Origin of the sequence: Azoarcus sp. KH32C (assembly GCF_000349945.1) — a bacterium.
Classification (GTDB): Bacteria; Pseudomonadota; Gammaproteobacteria; order Burkholderiales; family Rhodocyclaceae; genus Aromatoleum.
Genome location: NC_020516.1, coordinates 3,529,535 through 3,556,459, shown reverse-complemented (window position 1 = coordinate 3,556,459; position 26,925 = coordinate 3,529,535). Strand labels below are relative to the sequence as shown.

The following is a 26,925-nucleotide window of genomic DNA, read 5'->3' as shown; positions in this document are numbered from 1 at the left end:
AGGGTTTCGGCATGATCTGGCGGAAAGCTGTCATGACTAGCGCGACCCTTTCTCTCAATCGCAGTGCCCGCGGTATTTCGGGGGCCGTCCTGTCGACGCTGCCGCTGCTGATCATCGGCGGCCTCATGTATGCAGCGTTCTTCGTCAAATGGGAGCCCCAGATCGCCATGCTGCAGGCGCCGGCGATCGAGCGTCGCGACGTGTTCTACGGCGTCGCGACGCCGTCGCCTTCGGTTGCCTGGGCGGTCGGCTACTACGGCAAGATCGTGCGCAGCGACGACGGCGGCAAGACCTGGACGATCCAGCCGAACAAGGCGTTGGCGCACCTTCAGGCGATCTCGGCGTGGGACGACAAGCGGGCGGTTGCCGTCGGTAATGCGGGGACGGTGATCGTCACCTCCGACGGCGGCGCGAGCTGGCACGAAGTGCAGGTGCCGCGCTCGGATGTCGCAAACAAACTGCTGCAGGTCCGCGCCTATCCGGGCGGCGTCGCTTGGGCGGTCGGCGAAGTCGGCGCGGTGCTGCTGACGCGCGACTTCGGGGAAACCTGGACGCGGGCGATGCCGGAGAAGGATCAGGCCTGGAACGACGTGTTCTTCCTCGGCGAGGACGGCTGGATGGTCGGTGAGTTTGGCCAGATGCTGCGCACGCGGGACGGCGGTGCGAGCTGGGCGCCGATGGCGAGCCCGGTGAAGTCGAGCCTGATGTCCGTGCAGTTCCGCGATGCGCAGCACGGCGTCGCAGTGGGTCTGTCGGGCGTGGTGCTGGTGACCGCGGACGGCGGAGCGAGCTGGAAGCAGGCGCCGCGCGTGACGGTGGAGCACCTGAACGGTGTCGTCTGGGACGGAGCGCGCTGGCTCGCGGTGGGCGACAAGGGCGTGCGCGTCGAAGGCACGGCCGACGGCGGCAGCTGGAAAGGTGGCCGCATCTCCGAGCAGGACCTGTCGTGGCGCACGCAGATCGTGAAGTCCGGTGAGCGCTTCTTCCTGGCCGGCGCGAACCTCGCGGTGATCGACGACGGCCGCCTCAGCATCTACGGGCGCGAGTAAGCCCTCCCTTCCATGCGTCAGAGGAATCAACTATGAAAAACGCAACGTTCAGGGCGCTCGAACGCTTCATCGACCTCATCCTGCGACGGCGGGTGTCGGTGCTGTTCGTGATCGCCGGCATCACGGCGGCGATGGGCTATCTCGCCGCGCACATCGAGGTGAAGACGGTCTTCAGCGACTTGCTGCCGAAGAACCATCCCTACGTCGAGGTGAACAACCGCTTCAAGCAGACCTTCGGCGGCTCGAACATGGTCAGCATCATGCTCGAGGTGGAGCAGGGCGACGTGTTCAACATGACGCTGCTGCGCAAGGTGCAGCAGATCACGCAGGCGCTGCAGAAGGTCGAGGGCGTCGATAACTACCAGATCGTCTCGCTCGCGTCGAAGAAGATGAAGGAGGTGCGCGCGTCGACCGAGGGCATCGAGTCGCGGCCGCTGATGTGGCCGAACCTGCCGAAGAACGACGCGGCGATCGGCGTGCTGCGCGAGGCGGTGTTGAACAATCCGTTGGTCTACGGACCGTATGTCTCGATCGACATGAAGGCGACGCTGATCACGGCGGACTTCACCGATGGCGCGGTCGATTACCTGAAGGCCTATCGCCAGATCGCCGAGATTGCCGACCAGGCGCGCGGCGACGGGGTGCTGGTGCGCGTGGTCGGCGAGCCGATCCTGTACGGGCTCGTCAATTACTACCTGACCGAGACGGTCCAGATCTTCCTCATCACGGTCGCGTCGCTGGTGCTGTTGCTGTTGCTGATTACGCGCACCTGGCACGGTACGCTGCTGCCGCTCGTGACCGGTATCGTCAGCGCGACCTGGGCGCTCGGTGCGGCCAAGCTGATGGGCTTCCACCTCGATCCGCTGGTGATCGTCGTGGCCTTCCTGATCACCGCGCAGGCGGTGTCGAACTCGGTGCAACTCGTGTCGCGCTTCGACGACGAGGTCGCGGCGGGCGCGTCGAGCACCGCCGCGGCGGCCAAGGCGAGCCTGCTGAATCTCTTCAAGCCCGGGATGCTGGCGGTGGTCGCCGACGCGGGCTGCGTGCTGGTCGTCGCGCTGACGCCGATCCCGATGCTGGAGAAGATCTCCTACATCGGCACGGTGTGGATCCTGTCGATCATGGTCAGCGCGCTGGTGCTGACGCCGGTGCTGCTGTCGTGGTGCGGGCTGAAGAAGCGTCACGCGCATCCGATCAACATCATGCCGGTGCTGCGCTGGATTCTGAACCTGTGCTCGTCGATCGTGACGTCAAAGGCGCGCTTCGGCGTGGCGCTCGGGGCGCTGGTGATCTTCGCCGTGTCCGGGCTGTATGCGTTCAAGCTCAAGGTCGGCGACGCGAACCCGGGTTCGCCGATCCTGTGGCCGGATTCGACCTACAACCAGGACGCCACCGCGATCAACAAGAAGTTCCAGGGCTCGGACCGGATGTTCGTCGTCGTCGGCGGCAAGCAGGAAGGCGCGCTGAAGGAGCCGGCAGTGCTCGAAGGCATGGAACGCTTCCAGAAGTACATGGAGGCGCAGCCCGAGGTCGGCGGCAGCATCTCGCTCGCGGACATCCTGCCGGCGGTCAAGCGCGTGATCCGCGAAGGCAATGCGCGCTACCAGGAGCTTGGCAACACCGCCAACGAGAACGGCGAGCTGGTCTATATGTTCGTGTCGGGCGCGGATCCCGGCGACATGGACCGCTTTGCCGACGCGCAGGCGCTCAACGGCGCGGTGACGCTGTTCTTCCGCGATCACCAAGGCGAGACGATCCGTACCGCGATTGCACGCGTGAAGGACTACATCGCGCAGCATCCACTGGAGAACGCGCAGTTCATGCTGGCGGGCGGTCTCGTCGGCGTGCTGGCGGCGGTCAATGAGGTGATCCTCAACGGCCAGATCGAGGCGATCGCCTTCGCGCTGCTAGTGCTGGTCGTGTGCTGCATGGTGACCTACCGGTCGCTGGTCGCAGGCGTGTTCTTCATGATCCCGGTGCTGCTGTCGAACACGCTGACCTTCAGCTACATGGCCTGGAAGGGCATCGGCATGAACATCAACACGCTGCCGGTCGTCGCGCTCGGCATCGGCTTGGGCGTTGATTACACCTTCTACATCGTCGATGGCATCCGCGAGGAGCTGCACCATCATCGCGACGTCGGCCGCGCAATCGCGAAGTCGATCGCGAGCGCCGGCAAGGGCGTGCTGATCACGGCACTGACGCTGATCACCAGCGTGATCCTGTGGAGTATGTCCTCGCTGCGGCTGCAGGCCGACATGGGCGTGTTGATCGCGATCTGGCTCTTCATCTCGGCGACGTCCGCGCTGTTCCTGATGCCGGCCCTGGTCTACATCTTCCGCCCCGAGTTCATCGTCGGCTCCAAGCGCCACCCGATCGAACTCGCCGACGAACCCGCGCCCGTTGAATCGGAGCCCGCGCTGGTCGCCAGCGTCGCCTGACCCCAATCCCGACCCGGATTACCAATCCCTACAAGCGTTTCAACGACCGTCGGCCGCAGACCCCTGCGGCCGCGCGGAGGAGACATGCCGTGCCCACACTCACTACAACAGGAGGGAGACTCATGAAAAACCACAAGGTCCGCAGGCTGGCCGTCAGCGCTGCCGTGCTGTCGGCGATCCACGCGGGCGCCGCGTTCGCCGAGGAACCGGATGCGTCAGGCGATTCCTCAGGCAACAGCTTCCACCTCGGCGGCTACGTCCGCGGCTGGGCGGCGTTCAACCTGCAGAACATCCCCGAGACCAAGGCCAACGACAGCGGCAAGGCGTCGATGCTGCGCGGCTCGCTGCTGCTGGACGCCGACGCGCAGACCGGACCGATCAAGTGGAAGGCGATCGCGCGCGCCGACCAGGAGGCGAAGACCGACTACCTGCGCGACCTCGAGCGCTTGCGCAAGACCAACGGCACGACCGGCGGCGACGACCACGACATCCTCGACAACTACAACCGCCTCGACATGCGCGAGTTCTGGGGGGAGTTCAAAGTCGGCGACCGCTCGACCTTCCGCCTCGGCCGGCAGCAGATCGTGTGGGGCGAGTCGGACTTCTTCCACGCGATGGATGTCGTGCATGGCTACGACCTGTCGTGGCGGCTCTTCTTCGAAGGCGAGAACGAGGAGTGGCGCAAGCCGCTGTGGCTCGCGTCGGTGAAGGTCGATGTGCCGGAAGCTGACGGCGAGCTGCATGCCTTCGTGCGCCCGGGTCTCGACGGCTGCGAGGACATCGGCAACACCTACGATATCCAGGGCGGGCGCTGGTTCTTCCAGCCCTACCGCGGCTTCGACCTGACGGCGATCACGAAGAAGGACTGCAGCCATCCGAAGGGCGACCAGGACCAGGTGACCGGTGGCATCCGTTGGGCGGGCACGGCCGGGCCGGTGAACTACTCGCTCGCCTACATCAAGTCCTTCTCGGCCGACCCGGTCGCGAACTCGGTGGCGAATCCGTGGAAGAAGGCGCCGACGGGCCCGGTCTTCGACCTGATCCATCCGATGATCGACGTGATCGGCGCGACCGTCAGCGGCTACTCGGCGCCGATCGATTCGGTGCTGAGCGCGGAACTCGCCTACACCATCAACCAGGCCTACAACGTCGGCACCGGACCGCTGCTGGGCCTGAACGGCATCAAGCAGAAGGATGTCGTCACGGTGATGCTGCGCGCCGACAAGAACATCCACTTCGAGAAGCTGCTCGGCACCAACCGGCCGTCGTTCTCGTCGGTGCAGCTCTTTGATACGTGGATCCAAGACTTCCGCGAGCGCGAGGACCTTGCGCGGCTCTTCGCCTACGGCGCGCCGCTCACCGAGCACAACACGATCCTCACGGCCTTCACGGTCCTCAACTACAAGAGCGACACGATCAACCCGAGCTTCGCGGTCGGCTTCGACCTGACGCACGGCGGCGGTTTCGCGATCCCGGCGGTGGACCTCGTCCTCGGCGACAACTGGCGCGCCAAGATCGAGGCGGACCTCTTCTGGAACACGGGCAAGTCGACTGTCCTGCTCGATCCGAACCGCTCGACCCAGCTCTTCGGCTACTTCGCCAACAACAACCAGCTGACTTTCCGCCTGACCCGTCAGTTCTAATCACCAAAGGAGACATGAGATGAACGCATCATCCAGCACCGTGCGCCGCTCGGCCGGCGCGCTCGGCATCGCGGGCGGGCTCGCCTTGCTCGCGGGCAGCGCCGCCGCGGGCGAACTGCAGCCCGGCTTCGTGATCACGAAGGACAACTACGACAAGATCAAGAACGAGACCTTCGAGGGCAAGACCGTCGCCAGCATGGTCCCCGAGAAGCTCGAGTACATGATCAAGAACTTCGGGCTGACGATGAAGATCGCGCACTCGAAGAAGATCGAGATGGACCCGAAGTACGTCCAGGCGACCAAGGAATACGCCAAGGACGTGAAGTTCGACCCGGCGACGCGCACCGTCAGCGGCTGGAAGGCGGGCATGTTGTTCCCGCCCGAGTCGATCAAGCTCGACGACCCGAATGCCGGCGACAAGGTGATCTGGAACCTGCGCGCCGCGACCTACGGCGCGACGATGGACCTGCGCGACATTTCCTTCGTCTTCATCAGCGGTTCGACCGGCGTCGAGCGCGTGCAGCGCTGGCAGTCGCGCCGCTACTACATGGAAGGGCGTCTGGACGGCGGGCCGATCGCCGAGGGCGATGGCGACATCGCGCAGAAGACCTACCTCTTCGCGACCAGCCCGCAGGACATCCGCGGCCTCGGCACCTTCTCGATCCGCTACAACGAACCGACTTCGGCCAAGCCGGACGACACCTGGGCCTATCTGAAGTCGGTGCGGCGCACCCGGCGCCTGTCCGGTGGCGCGTGGATGGACCCCATCGGCGGCACCGATCAGCTCTATGACGATTGGGATATCTGGGACGCCTTCCCGACGAAGTACCGCGCCAACAAGCTTGTCGCCAAGCGCTGGGTGTTCGCGATCGCGCACAGCCCCAACGTCAGCGTCGACAAGAGCAAGGAAGGCACGCCAGCGGAGTTCCCGTCGGTCGGCCTGACCGAGGCGCCGTATTTCTTCCCTGCGAAGAACATCGAGTGGGAGCCGCGCGAAGTCTACGTCGTCGAAGGCACGCCGCCGGCCGAGCATCCGTATAGCAAGAAGGTGGTGTACATGGAAGTCGACTTCCCGCGTCCCTACCTCGGTGAGATGTATGACCAGAAGGGCGAATTCTGGAAATTCATGATCTTCCAGAACCGCCCGGACATCGGCGAGGACGGCTACAAGGCGGTGATGCCGGTCGTCGGCCACGTCATCGACGTCAAGCGCAATCACTCGACGACCTGGTCGTCGAACATGAAGGCGAACCCGAAGGGGGTCAAGGAGAAGGACGTGTCCTTGAGCAAGCTCGAAGAGGTGGCCACGGGCGGGGCCAAGTAAGCCCGCATGAAGCGGGGCGGCGCTCCGTCTGCCAACAGGGGGGCAGCGGAGCGCCGTCGTCCGGGGCCTCGTCCGGCATGAATCTCGCTCGGATGGAGAAGGGGCGTCCGATCCGGATTCCGTCGTCCGAAAATCGGACGCCCACCGTCCGATTTTCGGTCAGCTGTCCGACTCGATCGGACGCTCCGATCTTCGGCGCGGCCGGCAAATCCTAGTGCTAAAGTGGTAAATGGCGTCTTTTGCCGGCGTCGAAGCGCTTGGCACGATGATTGCGAACCATTCCGCGCGGGGTTCTGGCGACGGAATGCCGGTAGAAGCAAAAAAATCAAAAGAGATCGACGGAGCTGCCGCCTCCAGCGGCAGGCATCGGTCGATACGAAGAGAGACGAAGGAGGAGTGTCGATGCAAGTCATGCAGCCTAGCCAGTTGTTCCCGCGCCCCGAGAACGACGGACACATCATGGCGTCGTGGGAGCGTTTTCTGAACGGCGAACGGGCTCACGGCAATGCGCTGCGGCGCCTGATCGACGATTCGTGGCAACGCTGCCTCGATGCAAGCGTCGACCCGAGCCGTTACCAGGCTCCCGAGCCGCTCGGCGAGAACTCGCTGTACTCGCTGCGCACCGAACATCATGAACTGTTGACCGCGAGCACGCCGGTGATGGCCGAGGCGCGCGAGTTCCTGTCCGAGACCGGGACCGTGATGGTCCTCACCGACCATCAAGGCACGATCCTGAGCCTGGAAGGCGATTCCTCGACTTCGACCCGCGGGGCGACCGAGAACGTGCATCTGCTGCCGGGCAGCGACTGGAGCGAGAACGCCTGCGGCACCAATGCGATCGGCACCGCGCTGACCTTGGGCCAGCCGGTGCAGATCCACTCCGCGGAGCACTTCTGCGCGGGCATCAAGCGTTGGACGTGCTCGGCGACGGTGATTCGGGACCCCTACGACAATCGCATCCTTGGCGTGATCGACGTATCCGGCCTGAACGGCACCTACAACCGCCACAGCCTCGCACTGGTCGTGACGACCGCGGGCCGCATCGAGAACCGGCTCGCACGCATCGAGATGGACTATCGCTATCGGCTGCTCGAACAATGCATGCGCAACCTGGCGACGAGCACGGCGGATGGCCTGATCGTGCTCGACCGTCGCGGACTGCCGATCAAGGCCAACGAGCGCGCTTCGGCCGTGCTGGCGGGCCTGGGCGAGGATGTCGCCGGTCGTCGCGGCCTGACGCTCAACGACGTGTCGCTCGGCGTCGCGCGCGGCGACGCGCTGCCGGACCATCTGCCCGACTGGATCAGACCCGAGTGGCTCGCGCCGGTGATGCACAACGGGCAACGCATCGGCACCTTGCTGACGCTGCCGAACCGTTCCCCCGCGAGCTTCGTCGCGGGAGGAATGCAGGAAGGAGAAACGGGTTTGGCATCCGACAAGGGAGCCTTCGCGCGCGTCATCGGCCAGAGCCGGAATACGCTGGAAGCGGTGGCCCGTGCGCGTCAGCTCGCGCGTTCCAACGTGCCGGTGCTGATGCTCGGCGAAACCGGTGTCGGCAAGGACGTCTTCGCGCGCTGCATGCACGAAGGGGGTAGCGCGAAAGACGGCCCCTTCGTCGCGTTGAACTGCGGTGGCTTCTCGCGCGAACTGCTGACGAGCGAGCTTTTCGGCTACACCGACGGCGCCTTCACCGGCGCGCGCCGCGGCGGCATGATCGGGAAGGTCGAGGCAGCCGACGGCGGCACGCTCTTCCTCGACGAGATCGGCGAGATGCCGCTCGACCTGCAGCCGCATTTCCTGCGCGTGCTGGAAGAGGGCGAGGTCTATCGCCTGGGCGAAAACAAGCCGCGCAAGGTCAAATTCCGCCTGATCGCGGCGACGAACCGCGACCTGCGCAAGGAAGTCGAAGAGGGGCGCTTCCGCATGGATCTCTTCTACCGCGTCGCCGTCACGAGCGTGCATATTCCGCCCTTGCGCGAACGGATCGGAGACATTCCGCTGCTCGCCGATTATTACCTCGAGCGGCTCGCGCAGCAGCATGGCGTGCGTAAGGGCGTGCTGCTGCCCGGCACGCTCGAAGCGCTGCAGGCGTATGCGTGGCCGGGCAATATCCGCGAATTCCGCAACATCATGGAAAGCATGCTGCTGACGGCGCCCGATCACATCCTCGGCGACGAATGCCTGCCCCCGGAAATCCTCGGCAGAGGCGCTGCACCCGTCGAATCGCCATCACGCCCGTTTGCGCAACCGCAGGTGGCGAGCGAAGGCAACCGGCTCGAAGACGCCGAGCGCGACGCGATCCTGAAAGCGATCCGCAACCACGGCGGCAACATGGCGGCGGTCGCCCGGGCATTGGGGATCGCCAAGAGCACGCTTTATCTGAAGCTCAAGCGTTTCGATCTCGATTCCCTGGTGGATTCGGTGCGCAGCATCCGCAATTAAATCGATCCGGCCTCGCGGCCGGCTGTTATCCCGAATGGGGCGGTTCAGCAATGGCTGACCGCCCCATTTTATTTCCATGGTTTTCGTGCCGAATTGTCAACGGGTCCGATCGCCGTCTTCCTACATTCGGACGATGATCCGGAAATCGGACGGTAATTAATGCGATACGCGCCGAAATTAAGCTTTGATAAATTAATAAATCAATAAAAACAATAATATACGCGTTAATTCGGGTCTTGCGACTGACTGGCACACCGGTTGCTATTTATCCCTCGGAGACTCCTCCGATGGCGCAGCGGATTTCCTCGATGACATCGGAAGGATTAATGGCGCGAGTTTCAAAACGCCATTTGCGTCCCGAAAAAATGGTTAAACCGAGATTATCCGCGCCCGTTGGAAAGGAGGTAACGCAATATGGGATTGCAAATAAACATCGATAACGGTGGCACGCTCACCGATATCTGTATCAATCACGACGGCGTCGTGAAGAAGACGAAGGTTCTTACGACACCGTATGACCTGAGCAAGTGCTTCTTCGACGGCCTGCAAAAGGCATCCGGCGTGATTTACGGAGAGCAGAACGTGAGCCGGCTGCTCGAGGAAGTGGATCTGATCCGCTACTCGACCACCCAGGGCACCAACGCGATCTGCGAGCGCAAGGGCCCGCGGCTGGGGCTGATCCTCGACAAGGCGGCGCGCGACCTGCCGGTTCGCCTCGCCGAGCACGATCCGGAAGTGTACGAGGCGCTCGTCGGCGACCGCATCGTGATGCTCGACGGCGAGGCGGTGAAGAGCGGCGATGCCGACCTCGAAGTCGTCAAGGCCATCAACCAGCTGACGGCCGCCGGGGCGAACCGCCTGGTCGTGAGTTTCGACGGCGCGGACTTCCTCGACATCGAGACCCGCTTCAAGAAGGTCGTGCTGCGCCGCTACCCGCGCCATCTGCTGGGGGCCGTGCCGGTGCTCTACGGCAGCGACCTGACCACCGACCGCGACGTCGTGCGCCGCACCTGGACGGCGCTGATCAACTCCTTCCTGCATCCGGCGATGGAGGCCTTCCTGTTCAACGCCGAGAACCGCCTGCGCGCCTATCGCACGAAGAACCCGCTGCTGATCTTCCGCAACGATGGCGACGCGTCGCGGGTGGCGAAGACCGTCGCGATCAAGACCTACAGCTCGGGTCCGCGCGGCGGCATGGAGGGAATGAAGTCCTTCGCACGCCTGTACGACCTGCCGGACGTCGTCGCGATCGACGTCGGCGGCACGACGACCGACATCGGCCAGTGCCTGCACGGCAAGGTCGCCGAGGTGCGCCGCGGCCACGTGGAAGGTATCAGCGTGTCCTTCCCGCTGTGCGAAATCATGAGCGCGGGTGCGGGCGGCAGTTCGATCTTCAAGGTGGTGAATAACCGCATTGCGATCGGCCCCGAGAGCGTCGGTGCCGTGCCCGGCCCGGCTGCCTTCGGCCGCGGCGGCAAGGAAGCGACGATTACCGACGCGAGCCTGCTCTCCGGCATCTTCGATCCGAAGTCCTACTTCGGCGGCGGCATGGCGCTCGACCTCGACCGCGCCGCGACCGCAGTGACGCTGAACATCGCGCAGCCGCTCGGCGTCGGGCTCGACGAGGCGCTGCTGCAGATGGAGCACGCCTACGAGGACAAGATCGCCGTCGAGCTGCACCGCTTCACGAAGATCTCGCCCGAAACGGTGCTGCTCGCCTTCGGCGGCGCCGGTCCGCTCAATGCGTGCGGTGTCGCTGAAAAGGCCGGCATCGACACGGTCGCCGTGCCCCAGCTCGCCGCCGTGTTCAGCGCCTTCGGCATCGGCTCCTGCGACGTGTCGCAGCGCTATGCGGTGGCGATCGACGAGCGCAGCGACCAGGGCGTCGCCGACGCGCTGGCGGAGCTGAAAGTCAAGGCCGGCCGCGACATGTTCGCGGAGGGCTTCGGCGAGGGCGAGTACGAAGTGCATGCCCGGCTCGTCGCCGAGATCGCGGAGGGCGAGGAAGTGTCGCGCCCGGTCGGCGATCACCCCGCCTTCCCGGCCGAGTTCAAGAAGGCGCGCTCGGTCGAGCTGGAGCTGACCGCGGTGAAGCCGCTGCGCGAGGAAGCCGGCAAGACCGCGAAGTTCATCGAGGGCGCCGCGGCGAAGGCGGACGGGGTGCGCAACGTGCTCACGCGCGGCCAGGGCCGCATTGACGTCCCGGTCTACAAGCTCTCGCAGCTCGCGGCGGGTGACCACGCGACGGGGCCGGCGATCCTCGAGGAAGACTACTTTACCTGCCGCGTGCTGGATGGCTGGAGCTTCGTCATCAGCGATGCGGGCGACATTTTGCTGAAGAGAAAGGCGTAAAGATCATGAAAGTACAGATGACCGAATACCTGCGCATCGACCTCGACTCCGAGCAGTGGGAATGCCGCGTCTGCGACCACGTGGTCGGGCCCGCGACCAAGGGCTACAAGGAGGGGATGCTGGTCCACAACCGCGACCCGCGCGAAATCCATCCGCCCATCATCGACCCGGAAAAGTACCGCTTCACGTTCAGCCCCGATCCCGAGTGGGTGCGCATCCTCGAGTACTACTGCCCGAGCTGCGGAACGATGGTCGAGACCGAGTATGCGATCCCCGGCCATCCGCCGCTTCACGACATGCAGCCCGACCTGCCCGCGCTGAAGGCGCAATGGGCGAAGCGCGAAGAGCTGGCGGAGCCCGTCACCGGTCCCGCCGTCACGGCCGGCAAGGGCAATCACGGCCACTGAGCCACTAAGCCACCGAGCCCCGGCCGGGGCTCCAAAGGAATCGAGGAGATAGCATGAGGCGAGTATCAGTTGATATCGGTGGCACCTTCACCGATTGTTTCGTGGTGTGGGACGGCAAGTACATCGAAGCCAAGGCCCTGACCACCCATCACAACCTGGCGCTGGGCTTCAACGAAGCCCTGAGCAAGGCCTACCACGTCCTGGGGCTGGAGCTCGAGGAGATCCTGTCGCAGGTCGACTCGGTGCGCTACGCGACCACGCTCGGCACCAACGCGCTGATCGAGCACAAGGGACCCAAGATCGGCATGCTGGTCACCGCCGGCTACGAGGCGACCGTGCCGCTGTCCCGTGCCCGCGGCTACGGCGAAGGGCTGGACAACATGGGCCAGCAGGACATGCCCAACGCGCAGCGCCCCGATCCGCTGGTGCTGCCGCACATGATCCGCGGCGTGCGCGAGCGCGTGGACTTCCAGGGCGAGCTGGTGATGGCGCTCGACGAGGACGACGTGCGCACGCAGATCCGCTCGCTGGTCGACCGCGGCGCGGAGATCATCGTCGTCGCGCTGGTCAATGCGGTCGTGAATCCCGCGCACGAGCAGCGCATCGAGGAGATCCTGCTCGAGGAATACCCCTCGCACCTGCTGGGCGCGATCCCGGTGATCCTGTCGCACCAGGTCGCGGGGCGTAAGGGCGAGTACGTGCGGGCGACCTCGGCGATTGTCGACGGCTACCTGCACTCGACGATGTACCACGCGCTGTCGGCGCTGGAGCAGAACCTGCGCGCGCACCGCTACGAGAAGCCGATGCTGGTCATCCACAACTCGGGTGGCATGGCGCAGTTGAACTCGACCGATGCGCTGCAGACCATCCACTCGGGGCCGGTGTCCGGCATCGGCGCCTCCGAGCACCTCGCCGCGATGGCGGGCCTCGGCAACGTCGTCGCGACCGACATGGGCGGCACGAGCTACGACATCGGCATCGTCGTCGATGGCGGCATCAAGCACTACGACTTCAACCCGGTCATCGACCGCTGGCTGGTGTCGGTGCCGATGGTGCACCTCGTCACGCTGGGTGCCGGCGGAGGCTCGATCGCGAGCTACGACCGCATGTACGACACCGTGAAATGCGGCCCCGAGTCGGCGGGTTCCGACCCCGGCCCGGCCTGCTACGACCGCGGCGGCATGAAGCCGACCGTGACCGACGCCGACCTGCTGCTCGGCTACCTCGATCCGCAGAACTACGCCGGCGGCTCGATTCCGCTCAATCCGCGGCGCGCGTCGGCGGCGATCGAGGACGCGCTGTGCGACGACCTCGACTGCTCGGTGATCGAGGCGGCGCTGCTGATCCGCGAGAAGGTCGACGACAACATGGCGAACGGTCTCTTCACGGAGCTGCGCGCGCGCGGCTACGACCCGAAGGACTTCACGATGCTGGCCTATGGAGGCAACGGCCCGCTGCATTGCTGCGGCATCGCGCAGAACCTCAGCATCGACAAGATCCTCGCGCCGCCGTTGAGCTCGGTGTTCTCGGCCGTCGGCGCCGGCAACATGCACCAGCTGCACATCCACGAGACCTCGCTGTACATGGTGCTGTACGACTCGAACTCGCTGAAGCTCTTCGACGACTATGAGCGCTTCAACGAGATCGTCGCCGACCTGAAGGAACAGGGCACCCAGGATCTGATCCGCCAGGGCGTGCCGCGCGAGGAGATCTGCCACAACCTCGAGCTCGACCTGCGCTATGGCAACCAGCTCGTGCAGACCACCGCGGTCATCCCGAAGCACGAGATGCACGGTGTCGCCGACGTGCTCGCGATCATCGAGCAGTTCGCCAACGACTACGGCAAGCGCTTCGGCGAAGGCTCGCAGGCGCCGGAAGCGGGCATCCGCATCAACACGATCCGCGTCGCCGCCTTCGTGCGCCACGAGACCGTGCAGTTCGAGGACATCAAGCCGGTGCCCGAGGACCAGCGCCGCTCGCCGCCCAAGCCCGCGAGCACCCGCAAGTGTTACTTCGTCGGCCACGACGGCGCGTTCGAGACGCCGGTGTGGAGCCGCTCGGCGATCGAGCCGGGCGTGCAGATCGAGGGCCCCGCGATCGTCGCCTCCGAAGTGACCACCTTCCTCGTGAATCCGGGCTGGAAGTTCGTCGCGGCGAAGCAGGGTGCCTCCTGGTTCCTGCGCACCTGAGGGTAGCCGGACATCCAACGACCCACCTATCAGACAGGATTGAACATGAACGACATTGCAACGCCCGTCCGGGCCAAGACCCCCAGCGCCGAGGAACTGGCGCTGATCAAGAAATTCCTCAGCGACAACACGCTCTTCCTCGGGCCCGATCCCGAGATCATGCAGAACCACGACCTGATGCCGCGCAGCGAGGCCGAGGACGAATGCATCCGCAAGGTCAGCGACGCGCACACCATCGCGAAGATCCGCGACCGCATCCAGGCCGGCTGCGACGAAGGCTACGAGATGGTCGAGCAGATGGGTGCGGCGCCCGGCGCAAAGTGGGGCGACGTGATCACCGGCGTGTATTCCGCGTCGGGCGACCTCGCGATCGCCAGTGCCGGTGGCGTGCTGATCTTCTCGGCGCTGGTCCACCACCCGATCAAGTTCATCATCAAGAACTGGATCAACGACCCGACGGTCGGCGTGCGCGACGGTGACGGCTTCATCCACAACGACTCGCGCTACGGCAACGTGCACAACACCGATCAGAGCATGATCCTGCCGATCTTCCACGAAGGGAAGCTGGTGTGCTGGGTCGCCTCGACCGTGCATGAGGGCGAGAACGGAGCAATCGAGCCCGGCGGCATGCCTTCGATGGCCGAGAGCCCGTGCGACGAAGGCCTGAAGATGAGCCCCTTCAAGGTCGTCGAGAACTACGAGATCAAGCGCGACATCCTGACCTTCCTGCAGAACTCGGTGCGCGAGCCCAAGCTGCAGTACGAGGACATGAAGGTCAAGCTCTTCGCCTGCCTGCGCATCAAGCAGCGTATCGAGGAGACGCTGAAGTCCGACGGCCCCGAGGCGCTGGTCTCGACGCTGCGCCTGACGATGGAGAACGTGCGCGCCGAAGTGAAGCGCCGCATCAGCGAATGGCCGGACATGACGGTGCGCACTTACATCATGCAGGACTCGACGTTGCGCGAGAACTGCCTGGTGAAGATCAACTGCAAGCTCACGAAGACCGGCGACCGGCTGATCTTCGACTTCCGCGGCTCCGCGCCGGAGTTCACCAACCGTCCGACCAACACCATCGTCGCGGGCCTCAAGGGCATGCTCGCGCAGGTCTTCCTGTGCTACGTGTGGCCGGACCTGCCGCGCGGCCAGGCGGCGTTCGCGCCGATCGAGGTGATCACCGATCCCGCGTCGATCGTGAACTGCTCGTACGCGGCGCCGAACTCTCAGAGCCTGATGTCGATCTTCACCGGCTTCACCGCCGGCCAGCACGCGGTCGCGAAGTTCCTCTACAGCTGCCCGGAGAAGTACACGAAGGTGCATGCGCCGACCTTCAACATGATCAACACCTTCATCTGGGGCGGCGTGAGCCAGCACGGCGAGACGCTCGGCAACCTGTGCGCGGACTTGAACGGCATGGGCGCTGGCGCCACCGTCGACCGCGACGGCGAGCACGCGCTGGCGCCGATCTTCGCGACGATGGCCGACATCGGCGAGCAGGAGCTCAACGAGGAGGACGTGCCCTTCCTGCAGCTCGTGTCGAAGAAGATGACGCGCGACGCGATCGCCCCGGGCAAGTACCGCGGCGGCCAGGGTTACACGATGATCGTCGCGACCAAGGACAGCGAGCAGTGGGGCTTCATGACGGTCTGCCAGGGCGCGAAGTTCCCGCCGCTGCAGGGCCTGTTCGGCGGCTACGCCTGCGGCGCCTATCCGCTGTCGAAGGTGAAGGGTGTCGATGTCTATGACGTGCTGCTCAACGAGCCGGAGAAGTTCAAGCACTCGATCGAGGAGATCATGAACGAGCGGCCCTTCGACGGAGCGACCTACACGACCCACCACATGGGCATGGGCTTCGAGATATCGAAGCGCGGCGAATTGTTCATGATCTCGCAGGGCGCGGGGGCGGGTTACGGCGACCTGTTGGAGCGCGATCCGGCCGGCGTCATCCGGGACATCGAGGAAGGCTTGATCTCGCCCGAAGTTGCCGAGCGCCTCTACAAGGTCAAGTTCGACCCGGTGACGCTCGCGATCAATCACGACGCGACCCAGGCTGCGCGCGACGCCGAGCGCAAGGCCCGCAAGGCGCGCGGCGTGCCTTACGCCGAGTTCGTGAAGGGCTGGAACCGCGACACGCCGCCGACGCATCTGCAGTACTTCGGCTGCTGGGGCGACGACGTCGCGAAGCTCTACATGGGCAGCGTCGACACCTTCCGCGACGCCGACACCCCGCGTCCGAACTACATGCGCCACCCCAAGGACGTGCGCATCGAAGAGCTGGAGGCCCGGCTGGCGGCACTGGGTGCCCTGGCCGAGGAAAAGCAATGACCCAGCCCCTCGCCGACCTGTTGCCCGGTGGCGCGGGCGGTGGGGGCGTCCGGGTGTGGCTGAAGTCGGCCGACTACACGCTGCGCCTGCTCGGCAACGGGGGCGACCCCTGGGCCGGCGCGGCGCAGTACCTGGCCTACTTCTCGCAGGCCCATGGCCTGCTGCGCCCGGACGTCGCGGTGGTCGAGGTGGGAGGGCTGTACGACTCCTGGCTCGTCCGCCACCCCGAGCTGAAGGCCGAGCTGGGCGCCAAGCGGCGCCTCGCGTGGCCGCTACGCAAGTGGCTGGAAGCCGAGCCGCCGCGCGCGATTCTCGCCGAGGTGCTGGCGGCGGTCGTCGCGCATCTGCGCGGGCAGGTGCCGCTCGTGCTGGCGATGCCGTCGCCGCGCCACTGGCTGTATCGCGCGAACGTGCTCGCGGGCCGCGAAGACGTCGAGCTCGACGGGGACGGCATCGAGGACGCGGCGATGTATGTCGCCGACGTGCTGCGCTCGGTGTCGCACCTGGACGTGGCCGGCCTGCTGTTCGAGGAGCGCGACGACGACGCGCGCTTCGGCCCGCTCGAAGTCGAGCGCTACCGGCCGGTGCTCAACGTCGCACGCCACTATCGCTGGTCGGTCGCGCTGCGGCTCGGTGACGCGCCGCTTGCCGCGCAGCCGGCGATCGAGGATGTGCAGGCGCTGATCGGCCCGGCCGCTGCGATCCACGGGGCGGACGTCGCGACGGGGCTCGACGTGAGCGAGGCGCTGTGGGCCGGGCAGGAGATTCCGGCACGCGGTGCGCGGCAGTTCTGGTTCGCCGAGATCCCGCGCGAGCAGAAGCCGGAGTCGGTGCTCGAAAACCTGGCGAGGCTCCGGGCGCAGGCTTAGTAATTTGCTGGTCCTCCCTTGTCGGCCGGCGCGCGGTGGTGTGCGCCGGCCGCTTTTTTTTTGCGGGAATGGAATGAAAATCAGGATCTGGCACCTCGCGCGGCCGGCGATCGACGACGGGTGCTTCGAGGCGGAGGAAGTGTGCCTCGACGTCGATCTGCCCTTCGTGCCGCAGGCCGGGGCGGTGCTGAAAGTGGACGGACCTGCCGATCCGCTGACGGTCGATCATGCCTACTGGGATGCCGCGCGGCCGGACCTCGTCCACGTCTTCACGAAGGATCCGGCCTGCCTGCCGACGATGCAGCGGATGCGTGCAAGCGGTTGGCTGAGCGCCGAAGAGGTCGCGGCGTCGTAGGGCGGGATGATCCCGCCGACCGGGCGAGCGGGAATGCCGAGGTGCCGTCGTGGATGCCGACGGCGGGATTTCATTCCGCCCTACGAGGCGGCTTTAAACCGCTTGGGCTGCACGACCCAGCCATCGACTGTGATTGCCGACGATGCCGGTGTCGGCATGCGTTCGTTGAGCCAGCAGCGCGTCGGCAGCAGCGGCGTCGCGGCGACGGCGCGCACGGCTGCGGCGGTCCGCGGCAGGTCGGCGAGCGAAGCGCGGATCGCGGCTTCGTCCGCCTCCGTCAAATCCCGCACGATGAACACCAGCCGCCCGCGGCGGTCTTCGAAGGGGCTTTGCGCTGGCCAGGCGGGCAGCCGCAGCGGCGGGTAGGCGACGTCCTGAACGCAGTGGACCACCATCGGCGTGTCTTCCGCCCCGGCGACGCTCATCAAGCCTTTGACTCGGAGGACATGCGCGCCGTGGTTCGTCAGGATGCGGCCCATCGCCGCGGCGAAACCGTACCAGCCGACCGGCTCGCCGAAATCCACGACGAAACTGCGCACACGCTCGTCGTGCCGCCGCGCGGGTGCGTGGACCGGCGCGGCGACCCCCTTACGCCACGCGACAGGCGCCGTCGCGGCACGTGCCTGCAGGTCGCGCGCGGCTTCCTCTCCGAGCCAGGCGGCGACGTCCGGCAACTTGCCGTCCGACGTATAAACTCCACCGCCGAACACGACTCCGGGTTCGACCCGCCCGTGTCGAATCGCGATGCGCGGCGCCGCCGGGTTCAGGGTGGCGAGGGTTTCATCGAGGGCGTCGCGCGACGTGCGGTCGCACAGATCGCTCTTGCTGATCAGCAGCCGGTCGGCCATCGCGACTTGTCGCATCGCCTCGGAATGCTCGGCCAGCTGCCGGACACCATGCGTCGCGTCGACCACCGTCACGACGCCGTCGCAGACGTAGCGGGGCGCGACGAAGGGATGTTCCATCAGCGTGTAGATCACTGGCACCGGATCGGCCAGCCCGGTCGTTTCGATCAGCACCCGCGTCACCGGCGGAATCTCGCGGCGCGAACTGCGGGTGGAGAGATTCTTCAGCGCCTTCGCGAGATCCCCCTGCATGCTGCAGCATAGACAGCCGGAGTCGAGGATCATCAACGTTTCGTCGACCCGCTCGACGAGGTGATGGTCGATGCCGACCTCGCCGAATTCGTTGATCAACACGGCTGCGCCCGCCATCTCGGGCTGCTTCATCAGATGGTTGAGCAGCGTCGTCTTGCCGGCGCCGAGGAAGCCGGTCAGGAGGGTGACGGGGATTCGGTCGATCGTCTTCGTGCGGGAGCCGGCCGCTGCCGGATGCAAGGATTCCATGGCGATACCTCGATGGCGTGGACTGTCAGTCTCCTTAGCAAGTCCTGCACCGATCCCGCTGTCCCACGTGCCGCGCCAGCCGGCGCAAAGTGTCTCGCTGCCTGCGTCCGGGAACCGGACATGGTGAGTCGCGCAATCGAACGGCGGAGCGGACGTGTGGCGTGCGTCGCCAGTCGTGATGCGCCCGGCTCGCCTTCTGGCGCGCTTGATGCTATTCCGAAGTACGACCTTGGTGATAAGAGCGGGAGCGCAGTCAGCAGGGGAAAGGGCCGGTGAGCCCGGGAGCCACGAGGAGGAGGCAAGTGCGAGCCAGTTGGTTGTCGCGTCCGGAGAACAATCCCCAGGTAAAGAGCGCGTGGGAGCATTTCCTGGGGGGCGAGCGTTATGCCGCCGATGGCGTGCTGCGCGGCGTCATCGACGCGTCGTGGCGCCGTTGTCTGCTCGGACATGTCGATCCGGGGCGCGGTGAAGCGCCGTCGCAGATCGAGCGGGAAGGGCTGGATGGGCTGCGCGACCGCAACGAACGGCTGATATCGGCGAGCGCGCCGTTCTTCGTCCAGTCGCGTGACTTCCTTGCCCAGACCGGCACGGTCATGGTTCTTGTCGACCCGGAAGGCGTCGTCCTCGACGTCGAAGGCGATCCACACATACGCGATTTGGCCCGGAGCTTCGGGATGATTCCGGGCAGCAACTGGAGCGAATCGAGCATCGGCACCAATGCGATCGGTACGGCGCTGGCGCTCGCGCAAACGATTCAGGTCCACGCCGCCGAGCATTTTTGCGAGCCGATCCAGCGCTGGACCTGTTCAGCGGCGGTGATTCGCGATCCGCTGGATGGCAGTGTCGTCGGCGTACTCGACGTCTCCGGCCTGAGCCGCAACTATTCGTCGCATTCACTGGCGCTGGTAGCGACCACTGCGAACAGCATCGAAAACCGCCTTGCGCAAATGGAGCTGGAGGAGCGTTTCCAGCTCCTGGAAGCGAGCGTCGCGAGACTCGGCGAGGCCGGCGGCGTGATGGTCTTCGATGTGCGCGGTCGTCTCGTCAAGGCGAACGACCGGGCGGCGCCGGCCCTGGCCGCGAGGGGCATCGTGCTGTCGGTCGATTCCTGCATTCCCATGGCGGGCCATCGAGGTGATGAATCGAATGCACCAAACATGTTGCCCGAGCCGCTGCTGGAGGGGCACATCGAGCCGGTGTTCCGCGGGCGCAGGTTGTTGGGCCATGTCGTGTCGGTTCCGGAGCCGGCTGTGGGGGCAGCGCTGGCGGGTCCGGTCGTGGGCGACGTCGAGGCCGCGGTGAAGGCGCTGTCGCCGTCGGCCGCGATCGTCGTGCCCGGCGCGCCGCCGGTCCGCAGCGTGCGCGAGATTCGCGACCGGGCGGGCGAGGGCGTGATGGTGACGGACGCACAGGGCCTGATCGTCACGGTCAACGAGGCCTTCACGGCGATGACCGGTTACGGCGCCGCCGATCTGGTCGGCCAGCGACCGAGCATCCTGCAGTCAGGCCGCCATCCGCGCGAGTTCTTCGAGCGCATGTGGCGCAGCCTCGTCGAGGAGGGGTTCTGGGAGGGCGAGATCGAAAACCGGCGCAAGGATGGGGAGATCCTGCCGGTCTGGCTCACGATCCACGTCGTCAAGGGCGCTGGTGGCGAGGCGCAGGGCTACATCGGGATCTTCGGCGACAGCGGTGCCGTGGACAAGCTGCAGCGCCGGCTGGAGTTCATGAGCACTCATGACGGTTTGACGGGGCTCGCGAACCGCAAGCAGCTGTGCGATCGCCTCGCGGACATCCTCCCCGAGGCGGCGCGGACCGGCGAAAGTCTCGCGGTGCTGCTGATCGATCTCGACAACTTCAAGCACATCAACGACACGCTCGGCCACGAGTCCGGCGACATGCTGCTCGAGCAGGTCGCGGACCGGCTGCGTCGCTGCCTGTGCTCCGCCCATACGCTGGCCCGCGTGGGCGGCGACGAATTCGCGGCGATCCTGCGTGGCGTGGGTCGCGACGAGGTTCGGCCGCTCGTCGCGCAGACGCTGGAGTACCTGACCGCGTCGTTCTGCATCCGCGAGCAGGAAGTGTTCGGCGCGGCCAGCATCGGCATCAGCGTCTTCCCCGTCGACGGCGATACGGCGTCCGTCTTGTTGAAGAACGCCGATACGGCGCTGCATGAGGCGAAGCAGCTCGGGCGCAACCGCAGCCAGTTCTTTGCCGCCGCAATGCAGGCGGAGGTGCAGTCGCGGATGAGCCTCGAGACGGGACTGCGCGCCGCGCTCGACGGCGATCGCTTCCGCGTCGTCTACCAGCCCCAACATGCGCTCGAAGGCGGTGCCCTGGTCGGCGCCGAAGCCCTGTTGCGCTGGCACGACCCCGCCCTCGGCGACGTGCCCCCGGCGCGCTTCATCCCCGCCGCCGAGGAGGCGGGCTTGATCGTCGCGATCAACCGGATGGTGATGGCCAAGGTGCTCGCGCAGATCGCGTTGTGGCGGATGCGCGGCCTCGACCCCCCGCGCATCTCGATCAATGTCGCCGCCCAGCAGTTGCGCGACCCGGACTTCGTCGACCAGTTGTGCGAGCAGCTCGCGAGCCAGGGCGTGCCCGCCGCGGCGATCTGCCTGGAGCTCACCGAAGGTACGCTGCTGGAGGACGTCGACGGCACCGCGGAAAAATTCTCGCACCTCAAGCAGCGCGGCATCGCGGTAAGCATCGACGACTTCGGCACGGGCTATTCGTCGCTGTCCTACCTCAGCCGTCTGCCCATCCACGAACTGAAAGTGGACCAGAGCTTCGTGCAGGGCATTGCGAGCGAATCGGGGAAATGCTCGATCATCACCGCAATTGTCGACATGGCCCACGCGATGGGCATCGAGGTGCTGGCCGAAGGCATCGAGACCGAGTCGCAGCTCGCCTTCCTGAAGGAGCGGCACTGCGAGATGGGGCAGGGCTACCTGTTCCATCGTCCGCTCGGCGTGGACGAATTCGAGAAGCTGATCGCTGCCCCTGCCACAAGGGGCGCGTCGCCCGCTGCTCATTCAGCCTGCAATTAGGAGCTCTCCCGCAGGTGCCACACGCCGGACTCGATCGGCAGGAAGGCTTCGATGGCGGCGGTCGCGATGACGTGCGTCGTGTCCTGCTCGGGGTCGTGGACGTCTAGGCCGCCGAACACCACCCGGACCTCCGGTTTGCCACGCGGTAGTTCGGCGCGCACGATTTCGGCGTCGACCTTGTCGGGCTGCTGCACGCCGATCGTGACCTGCACGCGCATGTCGCGCGTGTCGTAGCCGAGCGAGCGGAAGAGCGACAGCACGGAGTGGTGGAGCGCGTCCTGCACTGCGCGGCACGCGGCCTTCGTGTAGTCGCCGCCGAAGAGATCGTTGCCGGTGCCCATTTCGAGGATCAGTCGCTTTTCAGGCATCGCTGCGCTCCAGGTCGAAGGAAACGACGATCGCGGCGTTGGCGATCACGGTGACGCCGCTGCCGTCGGCCTTGGGGACGTCCAGCCCGCCCGCCACGACCTTGAAGCTTGGCTTGCCATATGGAAAGATGCCTACGAGCGCTGAGGTGTCGACCGCCTCCGGCTTCTGGATGCCGATTTCGACGTCGATCAGCATTTCTTCCTTCGGGAAGCCGAAGGCCGAGGCGATGTTGAGCGAGTTGTGCCACAGCGCGTCGCGGATCGCGCGCGCGGCGGCCTGCGTGTAGTCCTGGCTGCGGATCGAAGTCCCCATGCCGAACTGCACGGCCATCCGGGTCTTTGCCATGTCTGTCGTATCTCCTGTCGAAAGTCCGTTGGTTTAGCGCCTTAGCGCCGATGCCGGCCGCCGATCAGCTGTACGATCTCGGCGAACAGCCCATTTTCCAGGCCCTGTGTCATGTCGGTCGCGAGGCAGCGGCGATAGAAGGGACTGAGGTCCAGCCCGACGCCGAGCCCGAGGATCTCCACCGCGCCTTGCCGCTCGTGGCGTCCGACGACGTCCTTGAGGTGATTGTCCAGATAGAAGGCGTCGTTGGCGAGACCGGTCGCACTGTCCGACGGACAGCCGTCCGAGATCACGACCAGCATGCGACGCGCCTCGGACCGCGCAAGCAGCCGACTGCACGCCCACTCGACCGCCTCGCCGTCGATGCCTTCGCGGAAGAGGTCGGCCTTCAGCAAGGCCGCGATGTCGGTCCGCGCGCGCCGCCAGCCGCGATCCGCTTCCTTGAAGACCATGTGGCAGACCTCGTTGAGCCGGCCGGGCCGGGGCGGCCGTCCGCGGCCCATCCACTCGCGATAGGCGCGGCCGCCGTTCCACGCGCCGGTCGTGAAGCCCAGTAGTTCGGTGCGCGCGCCAATCGTCTCCAGCGCGCGGATCAGCACGTCGAGCATCACCGCGACGGACTCGACATGGGTCTTCATCGAGCCGGAGCAGTCGACGAGGAAACTCACGACGCAGTCCGCCTGCAGGATGAAACGCTCTTGACGGAACACGCGACGTTCGGCGGGTGAACTGATCACCTGCGCGAGCCGGCGGCCGTCGATATGGCCCTCTTCCTCGCCGAAGCGCCAGCCGTCGCGCGCAGGCCGGGTCAGCGTGGCCGCGAGCATGCGGGCGAGGCGGGGCAGGTTGATGCCCTGTTCGGCGATGCGCCGGTCGATCCGCTCGCGGTATTCGCACAGCAAGGCCCGGCGCACGAGCGAGCCCGCCGCGACTTCTGTGTCGAAACGGTTCGTGTAGACGCGGTAGGCGAGGGCGGCGTCCTCGAAGACCTTGCTCGTGCCGGTCGTCGCGGCGGCGATGCCGTCGCCGGTATCGTCGCCGTCGTCGAAATCAAGCAGCAGCGCGAAGCCGGCCTTCGCCTCGTCCGCTTCCTCGTCGGAGTTCTCATCGGTCGCCGCGAGTTCGGCGCGGACCTGGTCGCCGACGATGCGCGCGATCGCCAACGCATGCGGCGCGAAGGCGGCTTGGTCGGCACGATGGCGCCGGATGCCGGCGAGCGCCGTCCCCATCGCGGACACCAGCGACATCCGGGTGCTCTCGATATAGTCCTCGGTCTCTTCGAGCACGCGGCGGGTCGTCAGCCGCGACCAGCACATCTGCGCGACCGTGTAGAGCAGGATGCCGACGCTGCCTTCGGTGAGGCCCGAACGGTAGAAGGCGCGCGACCAGTTCTCGAAGCGCCGGTGCAGGTTTTCGGCCATGCCCGGCATGTCGGCGGGAACTAGCGTCTCGACGCGCAGTTGCTCGAGCAACTCGAAGACAAGGCGCTCGACTGGATCTTCGGGGCAGAGGCTGTGATGCTGTGCCGCGTCGGAATGCAGCAGGTGCAGCGCCGCACCGTCGGCCGCCGCACGGCAGTCTCCGAAATCGTCCTCGGCCGGATCGACGCGCAGGTGCGGCGCGTGCTGGGGCAGGGCGCGCTCGCCTGCGTAGAGGCGCCGTCCACGGTAATGCAGGCGCGCGTCGCCGGTCAGCGCGCGCAGCGTCGCCGCGCACAACTCTTCGACCTTCTGCTGGCGCTTCGCGCGCTGCTGGGCGGTCGGCCGCTGTTGTGTGGTGGACATTACGCCGCCTCGCGCATCCAGGATTCGTCGAGCTCCTCGCCGAAGCATCGCTGGTAGTACTCCGCGACGATGGGCCGCTCGACCTCGTCGCACTTGTTGAGGAAGGACAGCCGGAAGGCCAGCGCCGGATTGCGGAAGATCTCGCAGTTCTCGGCCCAGGTGATCACCGTGCGCGGCGACATCAGCGTCGACAGGTCGCCGGCGGCGAAGCCCTTCCGCGTGAGATCCGCGACCGCGACCATCGCTTCGACGAGACGACGCCCCTGCGCGTTGGCCTTCGCCGGCACGCGCGCGAGCACGATCGCGACTTCCTCGTCGCGCGGCAGGTAGTTCAGCGTCGCGACGATGTTCCAGCGGTCGATCTGCGCGTGGTTGAGCACCTGCGTGCCGTGATAGAGGCCCGTCTGGTTGCCGAGTCCGACGGTGTTCGAGGTCGCGAACAGGCGGAAGAAGGGATGCGGGCGGATCACCCGGTTCTGGTCGAGCAGCGTGAACTTGCCGTCGCGCTCGAGGATGCGCTGGATCACGAACATCACGTCCGGCCGCCCCGCGTCGTATTCGTCGAAGATCAGCGCGACCGGACGCTGCAGTGCCCAGGGCACGATGCCTTCCTGGAATTCGGTCACCTGCTGCCCGTCGCGCACGACGATCGCGTCCTTGCCGACGAGATCGAGCCGGCTGATGTGGCCGTCGAGATTCACGCGCACGCAGGGCCAGTTGAGCCGCGCCGCGACCTGCTCGATGTGCGTTGATTTCCCGGTGCCGTGCAGGCCCTGGACCATCACACGTCGGTCGCGCGTGAAGCCGGCGAGGATCGCGAGCGTCACGTCCGGGTTGAAGCGATAGGCCTCGTCGATCTCCGGCACGTGGTCGTCGCGGCTGCTGAAGGCCGGCACCTTGAGATCGGAGTCGATCCCGAACAGCGAATGGACCGGGACGAGCTGGTCGGGGGTGTCGGGGGCGGGTTCGGTCACGGCAGTCTCCTGGAGGTCAAGGCGAAATCATGATAGCGATATTCAAATAAAAGGTACAACAAGTTCCGGAAAACGAAACATCAACTTGACTTGGGTCGAAACGCGTCCTAGAGTTGGATAAGAAAAATAAATCGGAACATAAGATTCCAAAAATAAAGACCAAGACCATTGCTTCTGAAAATGCATCGAATCCGGAGGAGAAGAGCCGTGAAAAGTGAAGTAGGGCATTCGAAAGGGCTGCAGCACAGCCTTAAACAGCGCCATATGACGATGATCGCGCTCGGCGGCGTGATCGGCGCCGGGTTGTTCGTCGGCAGCGGGGTGGTGATCAAGTCGGCCGGCCCCGCGGCAGTGTTGTCCTTTCTGCTCACCGGCGGGCTGGTCGTGCTGGTGATGCGCATGCTCGGCGAGATGGCGGTCGCAATGCCCGGGGTGGGCGCCTTCTACGAGTTCGCGCGCACGGCGTGGTCCGACCGGCCGGCCGTCGGTGACCTCGCCGGCTTCCTCACCGGCTGGATGTATTGGTACTTCTGGGTGATCGTCGTCGCGCTCGAAGCAGTTGCCGGCGCCGATCTGGTGCGCTTCTGGTTGCCCGACGTGCCGTCCTGGACGATCAGCCTCGGGCTGCTGGTGACGCTGACGCTCACGAACCTGATCTCGGTGAAGTCCTTCGGTGAGTTCGAGTTCTGGTTCGCGTCGATCAAGGTCGCGGCGATCGTCGTCTTCCTGTTCCTCGGCGGGCTCTACGTCTGCGGCCTGTGGCCGGACGTGCCGGCCAGCGTCGCCAACCTCACCGAGCACGGGGGCTTCATGCCCAACGGCATCGTACCGGTACTGACCGGTGCGGTTGCGGCGACCGGCTTCTACTTCGGCGCCGAGATCGTGACCGTTGCCGCGGCGGAAACGGCCGAGCCCGAGCGTGCCGTCGCGAAGGCGACCAGCTCCGTGATCACGCGCGTGCTGTTCTTCTACGTCGGTTCGATCTTGCTCGTCGTATGCCTCGTACCGTGGAACTCGACAGGCATGGCGACACCCTACGTCAGCGCGCTTAACGCGATGGGCATTCCTGCCGCGGCGCAGATCATGAACGCGATCGTACTGACGGCCGTGCTGTCCGCGCTGAACTCCGGCCTGTATGCGTCTTCGCGCATGCTCTTCGCGCTCACCCGTCGCGGCGACGCGCCGAAGGGGCTTGCGAAGCTGAGCCGCAACGGCGTACCGGTCCGCGCGATCCTGCTCGGCACGCTCTTCGGCTACGTCGCGGTCGTGATGTCCTACGTCTCGCCCGACACGGTCTTCGCCTTCCTCGTCAATTCCTACGGCACCGTCGCGATCTTCGTCTACGTGTCGATCGCCGTATCGCAGCTGCGCCTGCGCGCCCGTCTCGAGCGCGAAGATCCGGCCCGCCTGCGCGTAAAGATGTGGGCCTACCCGTACCTCACCTGGGTCGCGATCGTCGGCATGCTCGCGATCGTCGTCGCGATGGCCTTCATCCCCGACCAGCGCACGCCCTTGCTGCTCGGCGTGGTCAGCCTGGGCATTCTCCTCGCGGTGTATGGCCTGAGGGGCCTGTGGCGGGGAAAGCCTGAGCTTGCCCCGATCTCGCCCGAAGTCCCGGCTTTCAGGAAGCTGTAACGCCTCTGCCCGCTCGCGGAGCCGGATCGGGG

At 65.9% G+C, this 26,925-nt stretch carries 18 protein-coding genes; 13 read left to right on the top strand and 5 right to left on the bottom strand.

What is annotated here, in order from left to right; translation table 11 throughout:
• Positions 1-32 precede the first annotated feature (32 nt).
• The 11 genes from AZKH_RS15700 (at position 33) to AZKH_RS15650 (ending at position 17,393) form a co-directional block, all read left to right on the top strand.
• A complete protein-coding gene (locus tag AZKH_RS15700) occupies positions 33-1,049 on the top strand; it encodes a YCF48-related protein (RefSeq protein WP_041657402.1) in 1,017 nt (338 codons plus the stop codon).
• A gap of 32 nt (positions 1,050-1,081) precedes the next feature.
• Positions 1,082-3,490 carry an RND family transporter gene (locus AZKH_RS15695; RefSeq protein WP_015436769.1) on the top strand — a complete coding sequence of 803 codons (2,409 nt, stop codon included), beginning with the start codon at positions 1,082-1,084 and terminating at the stop codon, positions 3,488-3,490.
• Positions 3,491-3,612: 122 nt separating this feature from the next.
• A complete protein-coding gene (locus AZKH_RS15690; RefSeq protein WP_015436768.1) occupies positions 3,613-5,133 on the top strand; it encodes a DUF1302 family protein in 1,521 nt (506 codons plus the stop codon).
• Positions 5,134-5,152: 19 nt separating this feature from the next.
• Positions 5,153-6,457 carry a DUF1329 domain-containing protein gene (locus AZKH_RS15685; RefSeq protein WP_015436767.1) on the top strand — a complete coding sequence of 435 codons (1,305 nt, stop codon included), beginning with the start codon at positions 5,153-5,155 and terminating at the stop codon, positions 6,455-6,457.
• A gap of 402 nt (positions 6,458-6,859) precedes the next feature.
• Positions 6,860-8,899, top strand: coding sequence for a sigma-54-dependent Fis family transcriptional regulator (locus tag AZKH_RS15680; RefSeq protein ID WP_015436766.1), 2,040 nt, complete (start codon positions 6,860-6,862; stop codon positions 8,897-8,899).
• 414 nt (positions 8,900-9,313) lie between these two features.
• Complete coding sequence (locus AZKH_RS15675) at positions 9,314-11,251, top strand: hydantoinase/oxoprolinase family protein (RefSeq protein ID WP_015436765.1); 1,938 nt, start codon at positions 9,314-9,316, stop codon at positions 11,249-11,251.
• A gap of 5 nt (positions 11,252-11,256) precedes the next feature.
• Complete coding sequence (locus tag AZKH_RS15670; protein ID WP_015436764.1) at positions 11,257-11,658, top strand: acetone carboxylase subunit gamma; 402 nt, start codon at positions 11,257-11,259, stop codon at positions 11,656-11,658.
• A gap of 53 nt (positions 11,659-11,711) precedes the next feature.
• A complete protein-coding gene (locus AZKH_RS15665) occupies positions 11,712-13,847 on the top strand; it encodes a hydantoinase/oxoprolinase family protein (RefSeq protein ID WP_015436763.1) in 2,136 nt (711 codons plus the stop codon).
• Between the two features lie 45 nt (positions 13,848-13,892).
• On the top strand, positions 13,893-16,169 hold the full coding sequence (locus AZKH_RS15660; protein ID WP_015436762.1) for a hydantoinase B/oxoprolinase family protein: 2,277 nt from the start codon (positions 13,893-13,895) through the stop codon (positions 16,167-16,169).
• Entirely contained in the window at positions 16,166-17,038 is an 873-nt protein-coding gene (locus AZKH_RS15655; protein ID WP_015436761.1) for a hypothetical protein, read from the top strand. Before AZKH_RS15660 ends, AZKH_RS15655 begins: the two co-directional genes overlap by 4 nt.
• A 73-nt stretch (positions 17,039-17,111) precedes the next feature.
• Positions 17,112-17,393 carry a hypothetical protein gene (locus tag AZKH_RS15650; RefSeq protein WP_015436760.1) on the top strand — a complete coding sequence of 94 codons (282 nt, stop codon included), beginning with the start codon at positions 17,112-17,114 and terminating at the stop codon, positions 17,391-17,393.
• A gap of 80 nt (positions 17,394-17,473) precedes the next feature.
• Here the strand turns inward: AZKH_RS15650 and AZKH_RS15645 are convergent, their stop codons facing one another.
• The gene (locus tag AZKH_RS15645) at positions 17,474-18,739 is read right to left on the bottom strand and encodes a GTP-binding protein (RefSeq protein ID WP_015436759.1); all 1,266 of its coding nucleotides are present in this window, start codon (positions 18,737-18,739) and stop codon (positions 17,474-17,476) included.
• A gap of 302 nt (positions 18,740-19,041) precedes the next feature.
• Between AZKH_RS15645 and AZKH_RS15640 the strand changes: the two genes are divergently transcribed.
• A complete protein-coding gene (locus tag AZKH_RS15640; protein WP_015436758.1) occupies positions 19,042-21,786 on the top strand; it encodes an EAL domain-containing protein in 2,745 nt (914 codons plus the stop codon).
• Here the strand turns inward: AZKH_RS15640 and AZKH_RS15635 are convergent.
• From AZKH_RS15635 to AZKH_RS15620, 4 genes are read right to left on the bottom strand one after another with little or no spacing between them, the layout of a single operon-like run.
• Positions 21,783-22,154 (bottom strand): Lin0512 family protein, encoded by a 372-nt coding sequence (locus AZKH_RS15635; RefSeq protein WP_015436757.1) that lies wholly within the window; start codon positions 22,152-22,154, stop codon positions 21,783-21,785. The genes AZKH_RS15640 and AZKH_RS15635 overlap by 4 nt on opposite strands.
• Entirely contained in the window at positions 22,147-22,500 is a 354-nt protein-coding gene (locus tag AZKH_RS15630; protein WP_041656261.1) for a Lin0512 family protein, read from the bottom strand. The genes AZKH_RS15635 and AZKH_RS15630 overlap by 8 nt, the downstream gene beginning before the upstream one ends.
• Before the next feature lie 41 nt (positions 22,501-22,541).
• Positions 22,542-24,284, bottom strand: coding sequence for a cobaltochelatase CobT subunit (locus tag AZKH_RS15625; protein WP_015436755.1), 1,743 nt, complete (start codon positions 24,282-24,284; stop codon positions 22,542-22,544).
• A complete protein-coding gene (locus tag AZKH_RS15620) occupies positions 24,284-25,258 on the bottom strand; it encodes an AAA family ATPase (protein ID WP_015436754.1) in 975 nt (324 codons plus the stop codon). The genes AZKH_RS15625 and AZKH_RS15620 overlap by 1 nt, the downstream gene beginning before the upstream one ends.
• Before the next feature lie 207 nt (positions 25,259-25,465).
• Between AZKH_RS15620 and AZKH_RS15615 the strand changes: the two genes are divergently transcribed.
• Complete coding sequence (locus AZKH_RS15615; protein ID WP_041656260.1) at positions 25,466-26,893, top strand: amino acid permease; 1,428 nt, start codon at positions 25,466-25,468, stop codon at positions 26,891-26,893.
• The last annotated feature ends 32 nt before the right edge of the window (positions 26,894-26,925 follow it).